The sequence below is a fragment of the Bacillus sp. RC242 genome (assembly GCF_044908245.1).
Classification (GTDB): Bacteria; Bacillota; Bacilli; order Bacillales; family Bacillaceae_G; genus Bacillus_A; species Bacillus_A mycoides.
On the sequence record NZ_JBIYCZ010000007.1, the window covers coordinates 200,381 to 223,926 of the forward strand.

At 33.2% G+C, this 23,546-nt stretch carries 15 protein-coding genes; 3 read left to right on the top strand and 12 right to left on the bottom strand.

The genetic code is table 11. The annotated features are described in order from the left end of the window. Positions 1-14: 14 nt before the first annotated feature. From ABH957_RS15960 to ABH957_RS15995, 8 genes are all read right to left on the bottom strand, one after another. On the bottom strand, positions 15-2,696 hold the full coding sequence (locus ABH957_RS15960) for a CD3337/EF1877 family mobilome membrane protein (protein ID WP_404511721.1): 2,682 nt from the start codon (positions 2,694-2,696) through the stop codon (positions 15-17). Positions 2,697-2,730: 34 nt separating this feature from the next. Continuing rightward, the gene (locus ABH957_RS15965) at positions 2,731-3,213 is read right to left on the bottom strand and encodes a hypothetical protein (protein ID WP_404511723.1); all 483 of its coding nucleotides are present in this window, start codon (positions 3,211-3,213) and stop codon (positions 2,731-2,733) included. 1 nt (position 3,214) lies between these two features. After that, positions 3,215-5,755: an ATP-binding protein gene (locus ABH957_RS15970; RefSeq protein ID WP_404511725.1), complete on the bottom strand. Its 2,541-nt coding sequence runs from the start codon at positions 5,753-5,755 to the stop codon at positions 3,215-3,217. Between the two features lie 59 nt (positions 5,756-5,814). Continuing rightward, the gene (locus tag ABH957_RS15975; protein ID WP_000192364.1) at positions 5,815-6,219 is read right to left on the bottom strand and encodes a TcpE family conjugal transfer membrane protein; all 405 of its coding nucleotides are present in this window, start codon (positions 6,217-6,219) and stop codon (positions 5,815-5,817) included. Positions 6,220-6,260: 41 nt separating this feature from the next. Further along, positions 6,261-6,551, bottom strand: a complete 291-nt coding sequence (locus ABH957_RS15980; protein ID WP_000421388.1) for a hypothetical protein — start codon at positions 6,549-6,551, stop codon at positions 6,261-6,263. A 2-nt stretch (positions 6,552-6,553) separates the two neighbouring features. Next, positions 6,554-7,660: a conjugal transfer protein gene (locus tag ABH957_RS15985; RefSeq protein WP_404456849.1), complete on the bottom strand. Its 1,107-nt coding sequence runs from the start codon at positions 7,658-7,660 to the stop codon at positions 6,554-6,556. Positions 7,661-8,662: 1,002 nt separating this feature from the next. After that, complete coding sequence (locus ABH957_RS15990; protein ID WP_404456846.1) at positions 8,663-10,372, bottom strand: hypothetical protein; 1,710 nt, start codon at positions 10,370-10,372, stop codon at positions 8,663-8,665. A 782-nt stretch (positions 10,373-11,154) separates the two neighbouring features. After that, positions 11,155-11,958: a hypothetical protein gene (locus tag ABH957_RS15995; RefSeq protein WP_404511727.1), complete on the bottom strand. Its 804-nt coding sequence runs from the start codon at positions 11,956-11,958 to the stop codon at positions 11,155-11,157. Between the two features lie 340 nt (positions 11,959-12,298). Between ABH957_RS15995 and ABH957_RS16000 the strand changes: the two genes are divergently transcribed. Both ABH957_RS16000 and ABH957_RS16005 read left to right on the top strand, forming a co-directional pair. Continuing rightward, the gene (locus ABH957_RS16000) at positions 12,299-13,996 is read left to right on the top strand and encodes a helix-turn-helix domain-containing protein (RefSeq protein WP_404458176.1); all 1,698 of its coding nucleotides are present in this window, start codon (positions 12,299-12,301) and stop codon (positions 13,994-13,996) included. Between the two features lie 245 nt (positions 13,997-14,241). Further along, positions 14,242-14,400: a hypothetical protein gene (locus ABH957_RS16005; RefSeq protein ID WP_181149548.1), complete on the top strand. Its 159-nt coding sequence runs from the start codon at positions 14,242-14,244 to the stop codon at positions 14,398-14,400. Positions 14,401-14,541: 141 nt separating this feature from the next. On the opposite strand, the gene ABH957_RS16010 is transcribed toward ABH957_RS16005, so the two are convergent. The 4 genes from ABH957_RS16010 to ABH957_RS16025 form a co-directional block, all read right to left on the bottom strand. Then, entirely contained in the window at positions 14,542-15,132 is a 591-nt protein-coding gene (locus ABH957_RS16010) for an SUKH-4 family immunity protein (protein WP_404458173.1), read from the bottom strand. A gap of 442 nt (positions 15,133-15,574) precedes the next feature. After that, positions 15,575-17,026, bottom strand: a complete 1,452-nt coding sequence (locus tag ABH957_RS16015; protein WP_404511729.1) for a serine hydrolase domain-containing protein — start codon at positions 17,024-17,026, stop codon at positions 15,575-15,577. Positions 17,027-17,545: 519 nt separating this feature from the next. Beyond that, on the bottom strand, positions 17,546-20,605 hold the full coding sequence (locus ABH957_RS16020) for a type IV secretory system conjugative DNA transfer family protein (protein ID WP_404511797.1): 3,060 nt from the start codon (positions 20,603-20,605) through the stop codon (positions 17,546-17,548). Further along, positions 20,577-22,127: a replication-relaxation family protein gene (locus ABH957_RS16025; RefSeq protein WP_404511731.1), complete on the bottom strand. Its 1,551-nt coding sequence runs from the start codon at positions 22,125-22,127 to the stop codon at positions 20,577-20,579. Before ABH957_RS16025 ends, ABH957_RS16020 begins: the two co-directional genes overlap by 29 nt. Positions 22,128-22,667: 540 nt before the next feature. On the opposite strand from ABH957_RS16025, the gene ABH957_RS16030 reads away from it, so the two are divergent. Further along, positions 22,668-23,354: a hypothetical protein gene (locus tag ABH957_RS16030; RefSeq protein ID WP_404511733.1), complete on the top strand. Its 687-nt coding sequence runs from the start codon at positions 22,668-22,670 to the stop codon at positions 23,352-23,354. Positions 23,355-23,546 lie beyond the last annotated feature (192 nt).

The following is a 23,546-nucleotide window of genomic DNA, read 5'->3' on the forward strand; positions in this document are numbered from 1 at the left end:
CCTCATGAGCTGAATTATTTTGGTTTTTTGGTTTCTTTTGCTTTTACATTTTTTAAAGCTTCTTGTTGTGTTTGTGCTTTCGTGTCAACTTTTTTAATTGCTGCCCCTTCTTTTACCTGTTGCTGATTATTCACTTTAGGAACATTTTTAGTTTGTTGTGGATTAACCGGTTTTACCTCTACTTGTTTTTGTGGCGTACTTACATGTGAAGTAGTGACTGGTTTACTCTCAATCGGATTCGCTGGTGATGGTGTTGTTCCTGACTGTGGTGTTGTGATTGGCTTACTTTCCATCGGATTCGCCGGTGATGGTGTTGTTCCTGACTGTGGTGTTGTGATTGGCTTACTTTCCATCGGATTCGTTGGTGATGGTGTTGTCCCTGACTGTGGTGTTGTGATTGGCTTACTTTCCATCGGATTCGCTGGTGATGGTGTTGTCCCTGACTGTGGTGTTGTGATCGGTTTGCCATCCATCGGATTCGCTGGTGATGGTGTTGTCCCTGACTGTGGTGTTGTGATTGGCTTACTTTCCATCGGATTCGCTGGTGATGGTGTTGTCCCTGACTGTGGTGTTGTGATTGGTTTGCCATCCATCGGATTCGCTGGTGATGGTATTGTCCCTGACTGTGGTGTTGTGATTGGTTTGCCATCCATCGGATTCGCTGGTGATGGTGTTGTCCCTGACTGTGGTGTTGTAATTGGTTTGCCATCCATCGGATTCGCTGGTGATGGTGTTGTTCCTGGCTGTGGTGTTGTGATCGGTTTGCCATCCATTGATTTTGTTTGACCCGTTGGTGGTTTAATTGTTCCTACTGGTTTTGCTTCCGCCTTTACATCTTCTTGCTTATTCTCAAGTCCACCATTATTTTGATGTGCTACCGGTCTAACTTGAGCTTTTACATCTTCTTCTTTATTATTTAGTTCCTCATTTGATTGCGCTACTGGTTTAACATCCGCTTTTACATCCTCTTCTTTATCTTTTAGTTCTGCTTGTTGTATTTCAGGATTATTATCTTCATGTTTCCCTCGTACTGCTAATTCTGGATTCTCTTTAGTTGCGGCTACTTCTTCCTTAACCCTTTCTTGCTCCTGATTTCCTTTTCTATCGCGAACACCTAAATTTTCTTCTTTTTTCATTTGATTAATATTTTTTTCTTTTTCTGCTTGCATTTGTTCTTTTTCCTTGCGTTTACCATCTGCTACCTTTTCTTTTCTATCTGCATAGTTTTCTTTTAACTGTTTAAACTTACTATAGCCTGATTTACCCATTTTCCCTGCCACCGCAGCACTTGCAACACCCGCGGCGCCAGCTACTGCTACACCTCTTCCAACTGTCTTAGATCCACGTCTAACATCACGATATTTCTGTCTAATATTACTCATAGCATCTGATGCACGTGCTGCTCCTGCACTTGCTGGTACTGTAGTAATTGCATCAAAAATTGTTTTACGATATAACCATACTCCTAAGAATGAAAGTATTTGTAATGCAGCTACAACTAGGTATCCATATTTATCGGTAGCACTATATAAGATTGAAGAAACCCAAAACATTAAAGTTAATAGAAAACCAATCGCAACTTTCATAAGTAATGTTCTAAACAGTTCAGCCAAGAATTTCTTCGCTGTCCCAGTCCACGCTGGTACTAAAGCCATCAATAACATTACTGGTGACATTAAAGCCACAATGATGAACATCAGTTGATAGAATAGCATCGCCATACTACATAAGCATAAAACTACCCATAATGGTCCATTAATTACAAAAAGTAATAGTACTAATGCACCACGTTCAAAGGTAGCGTCTAATTCTAGAATTTTATTATTTTCATCTTTCACTTCATGTTCTAGAAGCTTTTGTCTCTCATCAGTATTAGTAGTTGTTAGCATCTTTTTAATTCTTTCATCACCAATTTTCTTCATATCTGTTGTACCAAATTGTAATAATGTATAAGGTTGTTTAATTAATAGAGTATGTGTTAAATCCGTAATGGAATCTACACCACTTGAATAACCTTCTTTAGTTACCGCAATACTTTGAGTAGCATCAAGAACTGTCTTATTTGTTTGTTCGGAAAAATTGTTCAGCCCTTTAATGATATAGCTTGAGTTTGCAAAGAAACCCAATGTAAAAACTAGAATACCTAAAGTTTTCAATAAGCCGCCTAACATTTCTGATTGACGTCGCTCTACAAATCCAACCCATATAACCCAGCAAGCTAGGAAAGCTAACATAAGGCCTATTAGTTCACTATAGATACCAGTACCCCAAGAACCATTAAATCCTGCCGCTTTTGAAATAACATCTCCTAATTTATCCCCAACATCGGCCACTATATTAAGACTCATAGATTGCCCAACCATACTTGTTACAAAAGTACTAACTGCAAGATTAAGAGTCCATCCAATACTAATGAGGCTAAATAATACAGCGACCATTTGTTCTTTTACTTTATCTCCCCATCTCCAAAATTTAAGAGATTCACCAAATCCACCTTCTGGTGTGTAAATATCAATCCCATAACTACTTGGAGGGTGTTCTTCGAATTTTAATTTTTCTTTGTTTTTAGGGATAATATCATCTAAAAGAGATGGTCTGGGTTCCTCATCTGCATATACTGGTGCTGCTTTAAATAGTAAATTAAATGCTAATACGAATGTACAAACTAACAAGAATAGGGTAATAAACTTTTTCATTACATGTTACTCCCCCTTTTTATGGGAAAACCTACTAATCGTTTGAACTAAACTCACTTGTTGGTTTAGTATCTGCCACTTCATCAATTTCGTTTCGATAAGGAGCAGCATAACTACGTACTTTAAAACCTTCACCTGTTCGAACTACCCTTATCCACTTCACTTCTTTATCGATGTTTTTAGGGGGGTTTTTCGAGCTAAAGTTATACATAATTGTATCCTTATCTACCACATACTCTTTTACTTTATAATCTTTGTAAGATAAATTATTTTTAGGTCCTTGATTTCGGTCCAATATAGTATCTTTATCCCCATCCACTACAAGCGTAAGTATTGTTTTATGATCACGCTGTAAATCAGCTTTTACAAAATCAAGCATAACTTCCCTTGGAGTGTGCCCTTGTTTATCCTTTTCTTCTCCAACATTTTTTTCACTATTACCACATGCTGCACTCAGGATAAGAGTACCTACACATAGACTTGTTAGCATAATTTTTTTAAATTTAGTTTTTAACATATTAACTCACTCCTACATTTATTTTTTCTTCCCCTCCTTCGACAAAGGTTGCATTAACTTCCTGCTTTTCATCATCATTTGACTTTCTATAATTCTTCCTTGCATTTGGTCTTGTATCGAATGCATCGTATAGATCCTTGAACACTACATCCATTGTGACAACACCTGTTCTTCCTTGAATATCCTGGAATAAACATTGGCCTGTTTCTAAATTTGTAATAATTGCATGATTTTCTTCATTGTCAGGTAATCCAAAGAAATCTAAGATTGAGGAAATTTCTTTACTGTCTGTATTACGGAATGAGAACTTCATACCGATATTATTTTTAAATGTCTCATCTCCAAGGTCACTTGCACTTTGAGTTGCAAAGTAAACTGCAGAGTTTAAAGCACGACCTTCACGAACTAGCTTACGAGCCAACTCTCGCCCTTGAGAAGTTCCCATAATTGCCCATGCTTCATCTAATAAAACAATTTTGAATTTAGTAGGGTCTTTTTGAAAGAATTTTCTTGCAAATGAAGATAGAGACATCAGCATACTAACTGATAAATTTTCTTGTAAGGTATAATCTTTCGGATCTTTTTGAATATCTGGCATGTCAAGGTGTTGAATTTGTATGATATTTACTGCTGTATCAAGTTCAATATCTCTATTTGTTCCATCACCAAAGATTAAGTGTGCAAATGATAAATTCTCAAATGCTTGAATATGAGCAGCTAATTGTTGATCCACTTTATCCTCACTATCTTCAAGGTATTGAGATACAGCTGTTAAACACGGCTCTTCCATTCCTGCTACGAATTCTACGGCTGAAGCCAAGCGCGGGAATTTTTCCGAGTTATCAGGTTTAATACCTGTAATGAAAGTAAGAATTGTCATTGCTAACTCAATTGCGTCTTTTCGGCTATGTTTATGAATGATAAATGGGTCTAGTTTTCCTTCATCTCGTCTATCAGTCCCTAGTGTAATTACGTTTACTTTACCTTCTAAACCGTGTAAATCTTCTGTCCAGTTCCCCCTCTCACCTTTCGGATCGACTATCAGAGTTTGAGCTCCTCCAAGTACAGCTAAGTAAACAATTAAGTTCGTTCCAAATGATTTACCGGAACCAGTACTTCCTGTTACTGCAACTGAAAGTGCGCTTGTTTTTTGATTTGCAACGGTATTTGTTGCTGCGAGAGAAGGTGTCATATAGACTGCTTTGTTTAAAATACCAGTTGTTCCAATATAAAACCCGATATTATCCCCTAAATCTTGTGTTGCACCAAACATACCAGCTGCCAGAACTCCAGGTTCCATAAAGTGTATATAATCATTTACATATCTTCTAGAACCAGGGATAAATTCATTAAATAGTAGGAACTGGTCTCCATACGGTCTTACTAGTTCAATCATCATCTCTCTATAAATAGAAATAAGTGAATTCGTATTTCGACGCATTGTATCTAAATCTTCAGCACATATACAGAAAGATACTGATGTTTTTACTAACGGCATACGTGTCTTTTGTATGAGGGCTTGTAGCTCAGTAGCTTCCTGAACACCTTCATACACGTTTAATCCAACAGTTTGTGCATTTTCCCTTGCATGCATTTCTTGATCTTCTAAATCCTTTTTCTTCTTATTTAGTTTAGATAGTGCTTTACGATGATTTATGTTTTCTGTACGAACACTTAATTCAATAGGGAAATCTATGTTTTGAATCATATACATCCACTCTTGGTCTGGAAACTCCATCGTATATGGGATTTTAGATGTAGATAAAAAGCTCATATATGCTGGATATTCTAACCCGTCGGTACCAATCTGGGACATTTCAATATGTCTTCCTTTAACATCAAATTCTGCTTCGGATAATCGTAATAAGCTTTCTTGATTTGGTATTATTGCAGAGTCGTCATTCTGTACGGGAGGTGTCCATCCAGCAGTTACTGGCGCCTCTAATGTGCGATAGAAGTTTCTTAATATAATCCATTGCGTTTCATTAGTTTCTAGAGCCCTTACAGCCAAATGTTTTCTTATTTTATTTTTAAAAGCGCTAGCTTCTCTTTTAAACATCTCCAAATCAGTTTTTAGTATTTTGGTATCACCAAGTAGCCCAAACTGTTCTGCAGTGTTTTTAAAGGTATGAAATGCTGTGTACAACATTTCTTTAAACCCTTCTTGTATGTGTCTTACCTTTAATTTCACGCCAATAAAATATCGGTACTCTACTGCATTTTTACCAAATTTTCGTTCTAGCTCATGTACGACATCATCTGTATGATCAATTGCAAGTTCTTTTAATTCACCGCTAACTGTTTCTTTGAATTCATCTGCTTTTTCTTGGAAGTTCTGATAAACAGGAATCATTAAGAGGTGCTTTTCTTCATCAAAATTCCAAAACAAGCCAAGTTGACGCATGAATAAGGTATTTTTATCATCATCACCTCGGAACTCGTATGGTATTCCGTATGCCTCATAATACGCCCAGCAAGAGCCATCTTGGTTAAAAATCAAATTTTCGTGAAAGTATTTGACTGGAAATTCAACCTGATTCATTTTACCCTCCTTAGAGAAGAATATGAGACTAAAATAATTCTTCCGTATAGATTAATTAATTACTTATTATTGATTGAATCATCCTTGAATCGTATTAAGGTTTTATATTGATAGTTTCCAATATTACCAGTTGTATCTTTATAGCGGCTAATCTTCTTATTTTCGAACATAAACACGAAAAATCGAAATAAAAATTTATGTGGGCTTTTTCCATCCAATTCTACATTGCCAAAGAAGTATGCTATTCCACCTGGTAGTATTAAATATTTTAAAAACACATTATTTCCTAAAGGTAAAAACTGATCTAGAATTAAAATTAAAAGTAAAGATCCAACAAAGAAGCCCAACTGTCTATAAGGAACTGGGAAAGGGAGGGTTAAGTCCCTTATCCCGTATAAACTCTTAGGAATATCCCATATCGAGTTGTATGTCCTAACTTCTTTACGAGTCGGCTTTTGAGTCATTTCTACCAACCCCTTTAATATTTTCAGAGATTTTTAATTTATCACTTGAATACTAAATTATATAATTTTGTACCAAGATCTTTGAAAACGTCTGGTGAGAATACAAAAACTGATAATAGTGCACAAACAATTATCCAACCAAGTAAACCAGCCATTTGTCGTTTAACTGCAAAGATAATTACTCCAATAAGTGCTACAACTAAAAAGATTGGACCTAATTGAGCTACTAACCAATTTTTAATATTTACTCCAAAATTAATATTACCTATTACAGCTGCATCTGTAATAGCAGGTAATTGGTGAGCTAACATATCTAATCCCAAAAGCTCCATAATTATTTACCCTCCACTTTCTCTAACGTATTTTCAAATTTTTTCATAGAGCTAATTGAAAACTTGTTATCTTTATTTACTAAATTTAAGTCATATGTGTATGTGTACTCTAAGCTGCTATCGTTGTCTTTTAATTTTGCATCAACTAAGACTTTATAACCTTTATCTTTATCTTCATAAATACGAAGGTTTTCTAATTTGCTAAATGTCATAATACCTTTTAGTCCATTTGTTATATTACTTTTTTCAAAGTAGTAAGCAATTTCTTCTGGTGTTCCTTCTGTATACACTTTAAATACAGATTGTAAAAATTGTTCTACTTTTTTTATTTCTGCATCTGTATTAATTTCTCGTCCTTCTGATTTGAAAGTGGCTACTTTATAAGGGGCCTTTTCTCTCTCTCCATGAACGATCGTAGGATTGTTAGGGACTACCATCTTCCCTTTCTCCATTAAAATTGGAATAGAGAAGTACCTTGTAACTTCTTTTGGTTCTTTTGATGTGTCTGGAGCTTGTGTCGTCCCAGGAGCAGGATTATTTACAGGTTCTAGCTTCTGAATGATTTTCAATGTAACTTCTGCTTCATTTCCTTTTTGACGGACTTCTACTGCTTCCGACTTAACTAAAGTACTAGAAGCATTTTTTAAAGTATCTCTATTTAATCCTCCTTGCTCATCGGATCCTTCAACTAAATATTTTTCTAATCGTTTTTTCCGCGCTTCAGCTACATTCATATCAACCTTCCAATTAAAATAATCAGCGGCAAAACTATTCGCATATGCAATTAATTCTGCTTCTGACATTTTAATTTTTACGGGTTCCTCCTTCTTTTCCTGAACAGCTACTGCTCTAGGAGGACCAGCAAGTTGGATAAATGAAAGGGAGCTTCCTGCAAACACAAATCCCATCACACACCAAAATGTAACCTTACCTACTTTTCTTCCTGTTATCGCTGGAACTTTCTCCCTTGTTTTACGTTTCTTCTTTTCTTTAAGTGCTTCTGAATTTTCTTGTTGCATATCTAATATTTCAGTTGTTTTATTCTTTGCTTTTTTAAAGAATGTAAATTTCTTTTTTTCGGCGTTTTTCTGGGATTTCTTTTTTACCATGTCTTCACCTCTCTTTTTAAATGGTTAGGAGATTACAAAGTTCATTGTAATTTCCACTAATCAACTATCTACTTTAAGTATGATTTACTTTTTTCGGAAATCTAAGAGAAATAAAAAAAAATTATGTTTTATATCAAAATTTTTTTAGGAAGATTAAAACTAAATATAATGTTTATTAAAGTAAATAAAAAAACCAATTCCATTAAGAAATGAAATTAGTTTTACACAGGGTCTATTCTCTATAGTAAGTATTACACAATATAAAAACCTAATATAATATATATCTTTAATATATATAAAGAAAAAAGATAAAACTTTTATACAGAGAAAAAATCGTCTTAAAACATTGCTGTGCTAAGGGTTCATAATTACTCTAGCCGTAAAAAATCATAAAAAGTAAATACTGGGAATGTACTTAATGAGCTGGATGATGATTAAAAACTACAAAATATCGTAAAGTAGTTATATAAAAACTACATATAATCATCGTTAATTTGATGCGAATAAATGAATAAATAATAAATGCAAATTTTGCTGATTTATGAACAAACTTTCCACATTTCTTAAAAACTACACACAATTTATTAACAAATTGGTCAAAGTTAGGAACAGAATCCACTTTTTAAACATAACTAACAGAAGTTTTGCTGATTTTAAGTAGATTTAGAGATAGAACATGATAAGAACAGTACTTAAGGCTTTATGTTATACACATCAGGTCAAAATTATTAAGATATCAACAGAATTATAAAAAATATTTCTGCTTTTTTGTAGATGAAATGATATAAAAAGAATGAATATTCAGATTTAAAATCTTAGAAATTGTGAATATCTCCTTTTGTTTCACGTGCAATGTATGGAATTGCATAAAAAATAGAGAGTCGTGATCATTTAAATTGAAAACTTTCTCTCTGTTTTGTTTGAAGTAATACACTCTATACGTTACCTCCAACACGAATAGCCCTCTACTTTTGTTTTTTTCAAAAATAGAGAGCTGTATCTTTACATTGCTGGAAGCAGCTGATCAACCGTATGTGGTATTTCACTTGTTGAACGGTAATATGCTTCTAAGGACTGTAGAAACTGAATTAAATCAAAGTCTTTAGGGACCTCAATTACACGAATCTTTTCCTTCGGCAATTTATCAATTTTTTCAATGAACAGTTCACGAATATCACTAGGGATTTGATTTCCTTTATGACCACTAGACTTTAAGAGTTCGCGAATTTCAATTTCTAATGCTGTATATGTGTTAATATTTACTCCTTGCTCATAAGCATATTTTCTAAATAGTGATTCCTCTTGATACTGCATGTAATTACGATGGTAAGCATCTATAGTTACAGGTACAGCATATTTCACATGAAGCAGGTCATGCGCTTTACGGAATAGCTTTTGAACATTTCGTAAAGAGTATATAGCAAAATGAGTACCAAATTTAAAAATGGCCTCTTCTTGATCATGTTTAGGTATATTGTGTGTAATTAAAGGATAAATTCCAGTTTTAGCAGCTGTGTCTAATACACGATATTGAGAAGATTGCTTTAATAATTTACTTAGCGTATAAACAAGCTTTTTCGGATATCCTTCTTGTCGATCAATCATTTCTCGTAAGCCACGAACTACTTGGCGAATTTGACGGTGACAAGAGTGTTTTAAAACGTTAATAAATTGGTTCATATCCTTTGCAAATTCAGCAATATTCATTTCAACTAACAAGTTCTCAATGAATTTAACTTTACGCTTATATGTATCTCGTGGTGTAAATGGATCACGGTATTCTGCTCCTTCTTCTTTCGCGCATAAGAAATCAGGATGTACAGATAAATGCAATGTTGTGTATTGCTTTTTATTCCTCTTCCCTTTTTCTAACTTGCAAATTTTAAATAAAGGAGATCCAGTAGCAGAAAGTTTTGTTTCTAATTCCTCAAGTACAGCACGAATCTGATGTGGGTATTTCTTATGTAAGTAACGATACATACCACCAAAGTGTGTTGAGTTTCCTTGTTCATCAACTTTGAATAAAGAACGTTTCAGGGTAGTTTCGCGTTTCTGCTGCATTGCTACATCCATGAATAGTTTCTTAGCTGCAATGGATAACTCAAAGAATTCTTTGGTAAATACTATCGGGCTAATAAATGTATATGCATTTGCTTTATTCGTTTCCTTATTCATGAAATCAGTTAAGGTGATTTTATATTTACCACTGTACTCATTTTCAATTGTAATGATGTTATGGAAACTTAACTTCTTCAAAGCCACATAAAATTGTGAGTGGTGAATATGTGCAAATGCTTCTTTATAATTTTTATAATCTTCCCAAAGCATGTGGATTGATACATGTGAAAGCTCACCATATGTATTACATTTTTTATGAAGAAATAGAAATACTTCTAGATCAGCATTTGTAATACCATATAGCTTATGTTTTCTGCCTTCGTTTTTATCAAATCCACTTACTTTATCTACAATCTTTTTCATTTTCAGTGAAAAAGATGGCTTTGCTTGTTCAACAAATCCCTCTTCATCTGCAATTCGTTCTTCATAGGACATAGACTTCACAATGTCTTCTAGATAAGTATCTTTAAAACTGTAATACTTACCTTCTAAAGCATCTACTAATCTTTGCCATGATTTAATTGTTACAATTACTGGTGTTGTTGTTTCACCATTCAAACTACGTTTGTTCTTTATAACGAAAGGTTTTGCCATCTTTTTCACCTCCTTTTATTTTAAGTTGCAGTTTTCCCCACAATTAGATATAGAATTTCATTTTTGATTATATCAAATCGAATACTGGTGAAATCTGTCCCTTTAAGAGGAAAAATAAAAAAATGAAACGTGCCTCAATCCCTTGTGCGACAAGGGGTTTGACGTTTCATGAAAAAAAGTTTGTTGCCACCATAGGTCTATGAAGTTTAGTAAATATGAAACGTAGTATAAATGGTGGTAAATCCTTATAAACCATTGATTTAATAGGGTTCTTAGCTGATTTTATTTTACAGTTGTAGCCATCATATAGCTATAACGTTTCAAGTTTTGGTTGAATGATAATATTTTATTAATACCATATAAACGTTGTTATATAGGGGTTTATCCTTACTTTTACTTAAAAGTTGTAGCCGTCATACCGCTATAAGCGTTTCATTTCATTTCATATTTCTTGCCGTCATATAGCTATAACGTTTCATGTTTTTAAAACAACTTAAATTATATAGAAAACCGTTGTAACCCTTGGTATATAAGGATTTTCGTGAGTTTTTATGATGATAGTTGTAGCCATCATATAGCTATAATGGTTTAATCGAGTTTTCAATCATATTTTATGAAATGGCTTTATATCAACGTTTATCATAAAATCATATAGAATAAATTTTTTTTTAGAAGGATAATGATCAGGGCATGCTCGTTTCATTTTTTAAGAGTTGTAGCCATCATATAGCTATAACGTTTCATAAATTACTAAATTGTTGCCACAATAGAGCTATGTCTAATTAAAGATAAGGAGTTGCAGCCACAATAAGGCTATGTAATTTCAAGTAAAGAGTTATAGCCACAATAAGGCTGTATGATTTCAAGTAAGGAGTTATAGCCATGATAAGGCTGTATGATTTCAAGTAAAAAGTTATAGCCATGATAAGGCTATGTAATTTCAAGTAAAGAGTTATAGCCATGATAAGGCTGTATGATTTCAAGTAAAGAGTTATAGCCACAATAAGGCTGTATGATTTCAAGTAAGGAGTTATAGCCATGATAAGGCTGTATGATTTCAAGTAAAAAGTTATAGCCATGATAAGGCTATGTAATTTCAAGTAAAGAGTTATAGCCATGATAAGGCTGTATGATTTCAAGTAAAGAGTTATAGCCACAATAAGGCTGTATGATTTCAAGTAAAGGGTTATAGCCATGATAAGGCTGTAGGAATTCAAGTAAGGAGTTATAGCCATGATAAGGCTGTAGGAATTCAAGTAAAGGGTTATAGCCATGATAAGGCTGTAGGAATTCAAGTAAGGAGTTATAGCCATGATAAGGCTGTAGGAATTCAAGTAAGGAGTTATAGCCATGATAAGGCTGTATGATTTCAAGTAAAGAGTTATAGCCATGATAAGGCTGTAGGAATTCAAGTAAGGAGTTATAGCCATGATAAGGCTGTATGATTTCAAGTAAAGAGTTATAGCCATGATAAGGCTGTATGATTTCAAGTAAGGAGTTATAGCCATGATAAGGCTGTATGATTTCAAGTAAAAAGTTATAGCCACAATAAGGCTGTATGATTTCAAGTAAAGAGTTATAGCCATAATAAAGCTGTAGGATTTCAATTAAGTAGCTATAGCCACAATAAGGCAGTAAAATAATGTAGCAACAAAATCAGTGTAAATAGTTAATTTACTTTTAAAAATTGAAACTGTATTGTAAAGTATTAATTTTACAAATAGAAACAGTTTTATATAATAAAGACAAGCACAGAAGAAATTAAATGAGTCCATAATTAGATTGTATAAGAAAGCTGATACTTGTAAGGACTATTCTGATAATATTTTAACTTCAAGGCTATTTAGCCATCATATAGCTATGACGTTTCACATTTTTAAGATGCAAATTATGTTTGTAATTAACATTGTTAGGAGGTATTTAAATATGGAAAAAGTATTAGTATTGTTCAGTGATGCCCTCCTACTTGCTGCTCCAATTTATGAAGAAAATAAGCAGTTATGGGGCAAATGGAATAAATATTATAAAGAAGTACAAGAGAATCACGATAAATTAGTAACATCTGCTAATATGTCCCCTTCCTTTTCAACGCTTGTTTCTTGGTTAGGTCAGAAACAAGAGCAAGGAGTATCGTTATTGAACATTTATGCCAATCTGGATAAATATAAAATTGAGATTCAAAATGTACTAGATAAGATCATTGAACAAGAATTCGGAGGAAAAGTTGAAGCAGTTGAGCCAACTCAAATTTCAATTTTTGAAGATAGTCAGGTAACAGAACATATAGAAGATATATCGGATGATTACTATCCTGTAACCAATGACGCAATGTATTATCAACTACGTGATGGAATAGCAAAAAATCATTTTGAGGAAGATGAAGCAGTAGCAAAACCGGTATTGCCATTAGAAACGAAAAATTCAAGTGGAGTTGCACAACTATCCTCACATAAGGATGAGGATTTGAGACTAGTTAACACAAACGAAGCAGAGAGATGGTCCATATTGGTCGATGGAGTAATTAGTAATATGGATGACCTTACAGCAGATTGTTTGGATACCATTACAATCCAGTGGTTAAATCAAGCTAAATCACCAGATGAATTCATAGATTTTAGTTATGAAAACGTATTGGAATTGTGCAATATGCCAAAAGCATCCGCAAATGGTGTAGAGTATTATCGCGCAGAAGATAAGATAAAAATAGCACAACGTATTGCAGCTTTAGCTAGTATCTTTATTTATTTGAATGATGATAATGAAGTTGTAGTACTGAACGATCAAGCAGAAACTGGGAAACAATTCGAAGTAAAACGTGAAGTAATCAAAAGGCTATTCGTACTGGATTCAGTAGTGTTATGGAGAGATAAGAATACTAATGAATATATGGGAATAGAATCCTGTAAGATTAAACCAGGTAGTTTCTTATCAGGCTATTTGTATGGTTCTAATAGTACAACTGCGTTACTATCGAAAAAAGCACTAGAGTATAATAGCTATAGACACAAGTTTCATAAACGTTTAATACGTTATTTATCATGGCAGTGGAGAATCCGTCAGCAATACAGTACTTTAAAAAGACCATACTCCATTGGTGGAGAAAAAGGTCTACTATCTGTAATAGGTATTAAAACAACGAAGGGTCGCCCAACTCGAATCCGAGAACAACTGGAAAATGTTTTAATTGACTTAGAAAAAGAAAATGTCATTTCACATTGGGCATATGCAGAAGAATTGGATGAAACAAAGATAGGAGAACGTAATTGGTTTAAGAATTACTATGAAAAGTTGGGAATCATTATCTTACCTCCAAAAGAATTGATGAATAATATAGATAGTATGGTGAAGAAAAAGACAATAGATACGCAAGAGAAGCAAGAGGAGCGTTATATTGCAGATACAGTAAAACAACCAACTGTAGGATCAGAGGATATGATTCGAGAGAAAATTATGCATCAGCATATGCATCAAAATAAAACAATGCGTGAGATAGCAGATGAAATAGGTCTATCCCCTGCTACGCTATCAAGATTTTGTAATAAAAAAATGAAACGCATTTCAAAAAGTGTTAATGAAAAACTTAACAAGTGGTATGAAAGACAAATGATTATAGAATCTATGTGAAAAGAAGCAGATACCTTTAAATGGAGAGGTACCTGCTTCTTTTTAGTTTGATCATTTTCTGCCTGTATTGCTCCATAATCGCGCCCGATTGTGGAATCACTTCTAATGGCTATTCCTAAAATCAGAAACCACTTATTTAATTCCCCCCTTTTAGTTTACGTGAAATTCGTTCAACTACTCGGGGGATACCGAGTGTACTTTTGTACATAATAAGATTGTTAAACGTTAAATTGAGGAGGTTTTGTATGCAACATCATAAAAAAGCTATAGAGAAGTCTGGTTCTATTATGAAACCAAATTTTGCAGAAACTGATGCGCAAAAAGTGAAACAAGAAATTCAAAATGATGTAAGAGAAGGACAAGGAGCAATGACTTCCCGAGAAGCAGGTGCAATGCGGGATTAAGAAACCACTCCTTACTGTTATTTATTTAGTGAAAGTTTTAACCAGTAAGGAGATAACCCATAATCTGCTTTTGTTTCTTAAAAAATCGTTTTTACTTTCATAGAAAGTTTATTTCACGTAAGTATCCCCATTAGAAATAATCTATATTTTGTTTGACTTTTTCAAAAAGAAGTTTAACTTGCCGTGATATAAGGAATTCCAAAATTGTCTATTGTAGTCATCATCATTTATTAATATGTTAGTATCAATTTCCGTTAATTTGTTCTTTAATTTATAAAAATCGTTTATTAGATCATGACTTTTGTAGTGCTCCTGCTCTATTAGTTGAACCCAATACTTTTTAAAGTAATTGAAGCAGGAATACATTTTCTCTATAGAAGAATTAACAAAATATCTTTCTACTCTTTCCGTAATTTCATGTTCTAGCTCATATATTTCTCCTGTGGGCTGGTAAATGGTAATTAGATTACCTGAATCCATATTACTCCCAATAACAAGGTAGGGTTTAAACTTCTCTAAACTCGCTAAAAACGCTTCTGTATATTCTTTATCCAATATCGATAAAGAAAAATCATTTTGTTGTGTCCATTCCACTACATTTAAAAGAAAACCATTAGAATAGGTGTAAAATTCTACATTGAGACATTCGAATTCATTTTCTTTAATTTGATGATTAAGTAAAAAATGCATACTATCTATGGGCAAATTCAATTTGGCTATTTCCAATGTCATTCCTCCAAACCTTAATATTTAATCCATTTGTGAAAAGAAAATAAAGTTATTTAATTTTTAAACCTAAAACAAGTATAATCCCCTTCAAAATTTAGGAATGGATTAAAATTTAGTTGTTTAATTTTTGATATAAGATACTTCACTGTACTCAAAATATAACAATAAAATCGTTTGAAAATCTAAGGCTTATTCAGCAATTGCGCTCTTTAATGGAATAAATTAAATCATGAACGAGACCTAAAAACACAGTCACTTATTTCTTATTGAACTAAAGCCCCTTTAGTTCAATAAGAAATGATGGCACCCCTTATGATAGTATCTATCGCACTTGAGCTCCTATTGAAAAATATTAATAGGGATAGGAGGATTAAATGAAATTAAAATAACATACTTTTTCAATTACTAGAGAGACGATTCATAAAATCAATCACGACTTTTCAGCTTATGCATCGAAAGTATTTTTCTTTAATGTTAGTGTTACTTTACCTAATTTAATGACTCCCATAATTATAGAGAGCAACGGTATTAAAAATAAGAGATGTCCTATTCCTGGAGCAAATAATGTTACCGTAGACAAAGGACCAAATAATTTAGGAAATCCAATTAAAATAATCAATGGCAGCAGCCAGTTAAATACTAATATAGACAACCCATTTAGAATCCTACGGAATGTTCCTACTTTACGATTTTTAGGTTTGAAAATTTTGTAAGCTGAACAAACAATTAAAGCAACTATTGCCAGTAAAATCAAATCAATAATTACATATTTTATAAATGGATTACTATCAGAAATAGAAGGTTCTTCATTATGTACCAGCTTGTTTATCCCGCTTATGATGGCATCATATTCATTAAGATTAAGATAATCCATTGAATTGATCTGCAAGCTGATGCCATACTCCCCATCTAACAAAATTTTTGAGTATGTATTCTCTGTCCATCCCATATGGAAGATTCCTTCCTTATTCACTTCCCATCCCATTGCATAATAGGTATCATTCTCAACGGGTGCTGATGGACGATGCATTGTGGTCATCGCATTCGCCGATAGAATACTTTTCCCTTTGAATACTCCCTGATTCAATTGTGAAATCATGTAATTTGCCATATCTTCCGCACTCGAAATAAGGTAACCTGATGCAACAGTCCCTTCATGGATTAACTGCTTCGTTGGTACCTTTAATCCAAATACAGTTTGGTATCCAGTCGCAATTACATTTTTTGTATCATCTTTTGGATCAACATAACTATTGTTCATTTGAAGCGGTTTGAATATGAATTCGTTGATATACTCTTTATACGATTTATTCGTAACCTCCTCGATGACTAAACCTAAAATGTTATAATTTAAATTCGAGTATTGGTATTGTTCGCCCACAGAATATGTCAATTTTGTATTTGCCAAGCTTTTAATATGTTCTTTTGATGTTGTATTCCCTTGGGATATAGATACTTGACCATCATTTGTAGAAAGACCGCTAGTATGATTCAGTAAATGTTGAATGGTGATTTTTGCAGATGCTTCTTCATCAGCAATTTGAAACCAAGGTATGTAGGATTGCACCGGTTCTTCTAAGGAGATTTTTCCTTGTTCGACTAACTGCATAATGGCAAGAGCCGTGAACGATTTAGTAGTCGAACCAAGAACGATTGGCGTTTGCGATGTCATTTTTGTCCCATCTGGATTTGAAACACCATATCCTTGTATATATTCCGCTTGATCTCCCTTTACGATAGCCAATGATGCACCAGGAATGTTCAGTCTCTCTATCTCATTTGTCATAAACTGATCAATCTTAGAAATATCAAGACTACCATTTCTAGATTCGTTATCTTTTGCAAATACAACTCCGTTAACACTTATCATTAGCATTAGTATGGCGATTACGAACATTTTGCCTATTGTAAATTGTCTTTTCCTCATAACCTGTTTTTCTCTGATTTTATTCCCACATATAGAACATTTAAGTTTTTCTTGCTTAACAAAGTTTATCATTTCAGTCTCCTTGTCTACCTTGTTATCTGAATACCTACACCGATACAAACTACTTCTATGTTCAACCAATAAAGTTAACTGTAATTTTAGATTAAGACAATCCTTTACAAATTCTACATTAATATTAACATAAATATCCAATTGGATTTGCGATTTTCATTCCATTAAATGGCCGGATTGTTGAATAACATGACTTGCGTTTTTTAAACAACTTTATTATGTTTTAAACGACTTTATTGTAAATTAAACAACTTTATTATCTCTGTACACTATTTTCTGTTTCTTCACAAACTCAATTAAATTTGTGCATAAAGAAATGGTCTCCTTGGGGAAAGTTGCATATGAAATAATAAAAAGGTATGAGTTTACAACCCACACCTTTTTACCAGTAGAAATATTCGTTATATGCTTAGTGTATCAATCATGATCAATGTCATCTTCGATAAATTGACTAAGTTTATCTTTAATTGCCGCACTTTCTGGAGTTACTTTTGCTACTTTACGATTGTGAAGACGAGAGCCTCCTTCCATTTCATCTAAAGGTAATGTATTTTCATCATCTTGAGAAGCAGTAGCAGCCATTTGTTGCTGTAACCATTGCATTGTTAAGTTAGATGTTGTATTTTTACCATTGATTTCTGCAGTTCGTTGAATTTCCTGTTCCTGCTGATTATGAGTCACAGTCGATGTGTAAGCAGGCTCTCTATATTGTGGTGTATGCTTCGTCCTTGGCACTTCTATTGGAGATTCAGTAGTAACGGGTGCTTTTTTGTTAAGTTCAATAGGCTCTCTATGTTTACTTGTATCTGATACATTTTCTTTTTGAACATTGATCACTTTATTAATTTTTGCGTGTTCTGTTGTATTAGAAGTAGGAATTGATGCTGTAGTGCTCTCCTTTTCTAGCTTAGGAGCAGAATTTCTTGAGTAATCTTGCACCTCTCCTTCATTGTCAGTATCATCTTCATTATTATAAAAATCGTAAGTATCAGGATTTAACGTTTGTAACCAACCTTCTGTTGCAGTAGGCGCTGTTTTAGGTGTCCTCAATTCCTCAATTACAGTTTCTTCACTATCAACATCTGTATCTGTGACATAATCATCATATTTAATTTCCGTATTCAATGACTCTTCACGAATTTTTAACCAATAAGCAGCTGCTTCTGCATCAACTTGAATCTTAGCTGTTTCAAACGCAGTGGCTGGAACAAAGTTTGCATTTACTTGTATTCCTCCTTGAGGAGCATTATCTTTTACAATTTTAGCAGCACACTGGAATGCTTTTTGAATTAAGATATCATTTTCAGAAAGAATGGGTACTTCTGTTTTTGAATAAGAGTAGGATGTTCTACGTGCACTTTGTGTTTTCGCTTCTGCTGTTACCATATCAATTTCTTGATCACCTTCACGTGCTTCATAAATTGCTTTCGTACCCATTAGCTTACTAAACAATTTAGCGTCTTCATTAGTAACATCACCATAAACAAGTTTGTTACGAAATGTACCTAACAGGATATCCATGAATCTTGGGCCATGTTCAATTGCTAATTGACTAATTGTTTGTGCAATAACAATTAAAGGGGCTTTATATTTACGTGATTGAGCAGGAAAACTTTTAAATGCTTTATAAATGTAATCCGCAAACTCATCGACTAAAACAGGATGGTAAGGAGATACGTTAGGCTTACGACGGAAAACTGCATTCTGCACGGCATACAAACATAATTTACCGAATACATCAGATAGATCAGAAAGTTCTCCTTTCGCTGTATTGATTAAAAGGATGCCTCCAAATTCCAAATGCTTTTCAAAGTCAAAATCTGATGGACCACATAATACACGACGGAGCAGAGGTTGAGCTGAAATATCATTTAATGTGTTTCGTAAACCACGAACGAAGGTTTCTTGTTTATCGATAATCTTTGGCTGCCCATAGTATTTCCCTTCAGTATGATAAACAACTTCCCCTCCCCCACGACCGCCAGAAATTTCAGGCACATAATTTAAATCAAACCATTCATCAACTTGCTTCATTATGCGCCAATGATTTCTCTCATCTCTATCAGGTATAGATTCAATATCATTTGGAAGTCGCCCTTTTAACTTGAGATGCATCTCAAAAACGAGATTAGCATCATTATACATATCAATTAAATGTTCAAATCTAGCTTCAAATTTTGAATCATGGAGTTTTAACAAGTAAATATGTTGTTTAAGATGGGAACGCTCAGATTGAACGAAGAAAGGATTTCCTGCTCCATTATCAGAGAGCCCCGTTAATACTGAACATAACATCTCAGCAACTTTATCAACTGGACCACGTACGAAATTTATTGAAGGGGTATCAGGATTTGTTGGATCTAAATAGAAAATAACACTATCGGGAATCTTGTGTGCCAATACCAAGTTATATACCTTTTCGCAGAAGTCATTAGATGGCTCGATAACTGTAAGACCATTTACCTGCGTTCCTTTTACATCCTCTGAATGATAATCTTTTCTTGCATATAAGGTTTTAAAGTTATTAATCATTGAAGCCATATAGTCAAGAATTTGATTAGCAATTGGTAAACCTAGTGCAGCTGATTTACCTGTACCAATGTTACCGATGATCATTATATTAAGTGTTAAAGACTTGCCTTGTATTACTGCCATTTCCCGTGTAGCACTGTTAGGACCAAGAAAGATATCGGGTTCTGGCAATTTTGATGGATTTTTTTCAGTGAAAAATCTGTGTAATGAAGTAGCAAGTTTTCGTTGACGATTATCATTCAAAAAGGAAAGCATCCAACCAGGTATTTTAAATACGTATTCCCATTTACCGAATTCATCTAAAAGCTCTTTTTTATGTTCATAAAAAATCTTAAAGAGCCATAAGAGTACGAGAATAATAATAATTACAGGTATAGCAAATACAAGGTGCATGATATTACTAAAATTTGAAAGTATATTATCCTCTAATCCTTTGTCATTTAGTGAAACTTCTCCAGCTTTCGAATTTAAGAATGGAATAAATATCTTAGCTAATGGAACACTAAACGCCCATAAGTACTGGGCAACTATACCAATTAACATCATCGAGAAAATAAACCATCTACGCTTTATCTCCTGATAGGTCTTAACCTTGGTTGATAGTTGCCAAGTATAAATTAAAATCCAAAAGCTAAAAAAGGTTTCAATGTAATAATTAGTTTCAAACGGATTACCGAAGATACTTAAAATAGGTAATGGAGCTCCCATTTGTATTGACCAGAAAGAAGCGTATTTATATATTCCTCTAAAAGCAAAATACCAAGCTAGCAGAAGTAGTAATGTCACAACATAGTAAGATGAGCGGGCTGCTAAACGATATTTCCAACTTTTTGTAATGTCGATTGTAACTGTATAGGAATTTTTTTTGCTCTTTCCGGTTTTAGGATCCTCCCCATTACCTGGTGCATTATTGAGTTCAGCATTCTTTTGAACTGCATTCTCCAAATTCATGTTTCACCCTCTCTTTTAACGAATAAAAAGCAGCGGTGAAATTAAGCAATTCAGCAGAAGTAGCCAATAATATATTCTCTTGTGCTATGGAATTGTGATACAAATCAGTAAAAATGGCTTGCTGCCCATGCTCTAATTCACCCGCTTCATATATCCCCAAGATCTTAATTGGGTTTAGTGTTCGGTGTTGATTTTGCATGGCCAACAATCCTGATAATTGTTGTAATTTAAAGTGTGTGTTAACCTCCCCTACCTTAAGTATTGTTAATATACATAATATTTCTAAGTAATCTAAAGATTTTTTTTCTTCACCAGATGCTTTTTTTCGTAATACCAAAATGTCATCCGTTAGCTCAAGTAGTTTAGAGTGCTGAATCCCTTTCGCTTGCATTTCATTGTTATTAGATATCCACTCTACTGAATAAGGGAAAGAAGAATTTATGTTTAAACGTTCAGTGATTTTTTTGAGCAGATGACTTTTGCTTAAACTATTAATTTCGCGAACTTCTTGAAGAATATTATTTATTATAAGTGCCGATCCACCCATATTACATACGTAAACATGTAGGTTATTCACTACACTTAAACGTGGTATATTGCTGAAGGATTTTTTTAAATTTGTTACACGTGTAGTTCTTTTTTTGTAAGTAGAAATTGTGTGATAGGAGTCATCAATCACTGAAAATAACACGTAAAACTGCTTAGATGGGTTAGCAGCAGCGATATCGAGATATTTTTTTAGTTTATTTTCTAGAAATGGAATGTTTTCTGATCCTGTATCAACTTCAATATTGATAATAGAATCGTTACAAGTAAGAATCCAATCGGGAATGATTAATGGGTTTCCCTTTGAGTCTGGATAAAACTCTTTAGATGGACGAAATGAATAAACGAGTTGAGGTAAATCTGGTAGGAAAGAAACGGGTTGAAGTTCTGGTTGAAACACTTCACGGTATTCTTCATCTTCATATAAAAAGTATACATCTTTTGAATCGGAATACATCCGGTTGGGCAACTGTAAGTTTTGTTTTACAATTTGGCTTAACGGAAAGAGATAATCTCCATTACCGCCTACAATTGCACCGGCATGTTCATTGTTTGATTCTGCTTCAAGTAAATTTAAAACAAATTGCGTAATTGCTATATTGTGTTCATATTGTCTTTTAGTAACAAATGACATACTACAACCAGAAATCAATTTTAATCGATATAATATTTCAGCTCCTTTTGAAGAGATAGAAACGAAATCCAATGTGAAGCCTCGCTTTTTTCTCACACTTATATTTTCCTTTTTTACTAATTTCATTTTTGACCACTTAGTTAACTTTGACGAGAAAGTAGTTCGACTTATAGCCTCCCCACTTATCAATTCATAAAATTTACGTAATTGAATTTGAGATACTGTTCGTTGTTCATATAAAAATAAAACTGTAAAAATGTCAGAACGATTAAAATAAACTCCACGATCATTCTCTCCAACGATATATTTAACGGCATGATCAAATGATTTTTTCAATTTTAAACACTCCCTTGGTATGGAAATAATATACGGAAACCTGCATGAAATCGAGTGTAATTGTCATGAAATGAAAGCAACTAATGTTGGATAAATTAAGCAGTTCAGTACATAAAAATGATTAGTGTATATTTTAACTGAATTTTGCAAAAAAAGTAACCCGTTATCCCCCATGAACTCTTGATTTAAAAATACATATTATTTCGTCAGGTGTGAGTAATAAAATTCAATGTTATCAAGTGGAAATTTGCTATTAGAGTTCGTCATATGTACTTCGACATAGATAAGAGAACAAATGACGAACTCTAATGATGAAAAAAAGGGTTCGTCATATGTATTACGTCATATATGTGTAGAGTATCAAAAATAGATAAAATGTACAGTGAATATACTTTTGCATAGATGAAATTAAGTATTAAACAGAATTGCATTTAATTCTGTAGAGGTATTTGTTTATCAGAAGGAAAAATTACATCATAAAAGAAATAAGTAAATAAACATAATAAAGTAAATGAAAATTTTGTATATTTCATATTTTGCATGTTACAATCTGATTTAAGGGGTGAAAAAATGCGGAATTGGAACACAGAATATGGGTTAATAAAAAAGATAATAAAAAGTGAATTTGAAACGGACTTTCTTTATACCAAAGTAATCAACACATTAAGTAACGAACATGAGATAATTCCAATAAAGTTTGCAGCTCTAGATCCTTATAAAACGTATAATACCGCACAAGTCAGTAGAATTTTGAGGATAAAATCTAATCAATTAAGGTATTTAATCAACAAATACGGTGAATACATCCAATTAATAAAAAAAAGAGCTAAATATTCTATTTCATTTAAAGCTTTATACAGGATTTATTTAGTAAACCTATGTTTAACAAAGAAATTAATTAGTTTAGCTGAGTTTAGCAGCATTATGACTTCACATGTTAGTTATAGCGATTATATTGATATGAAATTGACAAGTTATACTGACAAGTTTGTAGAACTTAACTATAAAACTAGCCAATTGAATGAAAATGAATCACAATTTTATGTGTTATTCCTGCAAATATCAGAAATAACTACGGAATTAATAAAAGAAATAACTAAATATAATATGACATTAACATCCCCTTTCCTTTCTGTTGACAACAGAGAGAGAAATGAGTTGGTAAATAAGAAACGGGATCATGAAGTTCTTTTCAATAAACTAAGTGTTTTATATAAAACTTTATAGTTAGAAGAGTAATACTTTATTAAGTATTACTCTTTTTTTATAGACTTATTTATACACTGTACATATAAGGCTTATAAGTAAGACGTATAAAAAAATGTGATGATGTTATATTGACATGAAATTAATATAAAAGTACATAAAACCTTCATTTATAGGTGTTTTTATATAAGTCTTATATATAGTATGTACATG

Coding starts and splice junctions, on each gene's coding strand:
- ABH957_RS16030 (WP_404511733.1), top strand. CDS start 22,668: ATGTTACAATCTGATTTAAGGGGTGAAAAAATGCGGAATTGGAACACA.
- ABH957_RS15980 (WP_000421388.1), bottom strand. CDS start 6,551: ATGGAGCTTTTGGGATTAGATATGTTAGCTCACCAATTACCTGCTATT.
- ABH957_RS16000 (WP_404458176.1), top strand. CDS start 12,299: ATGGAAAAAGTATTAGTATTGTTCAGTGATGCCCTCCTACTTGCTGCT.
- ABH957_RS16005 (WP_181149548.1), top strand. CDS start 14,242: ATGCAACATCATAAAAAAGCTATAGAGAAGTCTGGTTCTATTATGAAA.
- ABH957_RS15965 (WP_404511723.1), bottom strand. CDS start 3,213: ATGTTAAAAACTAAATTTAAAAAAATTATGCTAACAAGTCTATGTGTA.
- ABH957_RS15975 (WP_000192364.1), bottom strand. CDS start 6,219: ATGACTCAAAAGCCGACTCGTAAAGAAGTTAGGACATACAACTCGATA.
- ABH957_RS16010 (WP_404458173.1), bottom strand. CDS start 15,132: ATGACATTGGAAATAGCCAAATTGAATTTGCCCATAGATAGTATGCAT.
- ABH957_RS15990 (WP_404456846.1), bottom strand. CDS start 10,372: ATGGCAAAACCTTTCGTTATAAAGAACAAACGTAGTTTGAATGGTGAA.
- ABH957_RS15985 (WP_404456849.1), bottom strand. CDS start 7,660: ATGGTAAAAAAGAAATCCCAGAAAAACGCCGAAAAAAAGAAATTTACA.
- ABH957_RS15960 (WP_404511721.1), bottom strand. CDS start 2,696: ATGAAAAAGTTTATTACCCTATTCTTGTTAGTTTGTACATTCGTATTA.
- ABH957_RS15995 (WP_404511727.1), bottom strand. CDS start 11,958: ATGGCTATAACTCTTTACTTGAAATCATACAGCCTTATTGTGGCTATA.
- ABH957_RS16015 (WP_404511729.1), bottom strand. CDS start 17,026: ATGTTCGTAATCGCCATACTAATGCTAATGATAAGTGTTAACGGAGTT.
- ABH957_RS15970 (WP_404511725.1), bottom strand. CDS start 5,755: ATGAATCAGGTTGAATTTCCAGTCAAATACTTTCACGAAAATTTGATT.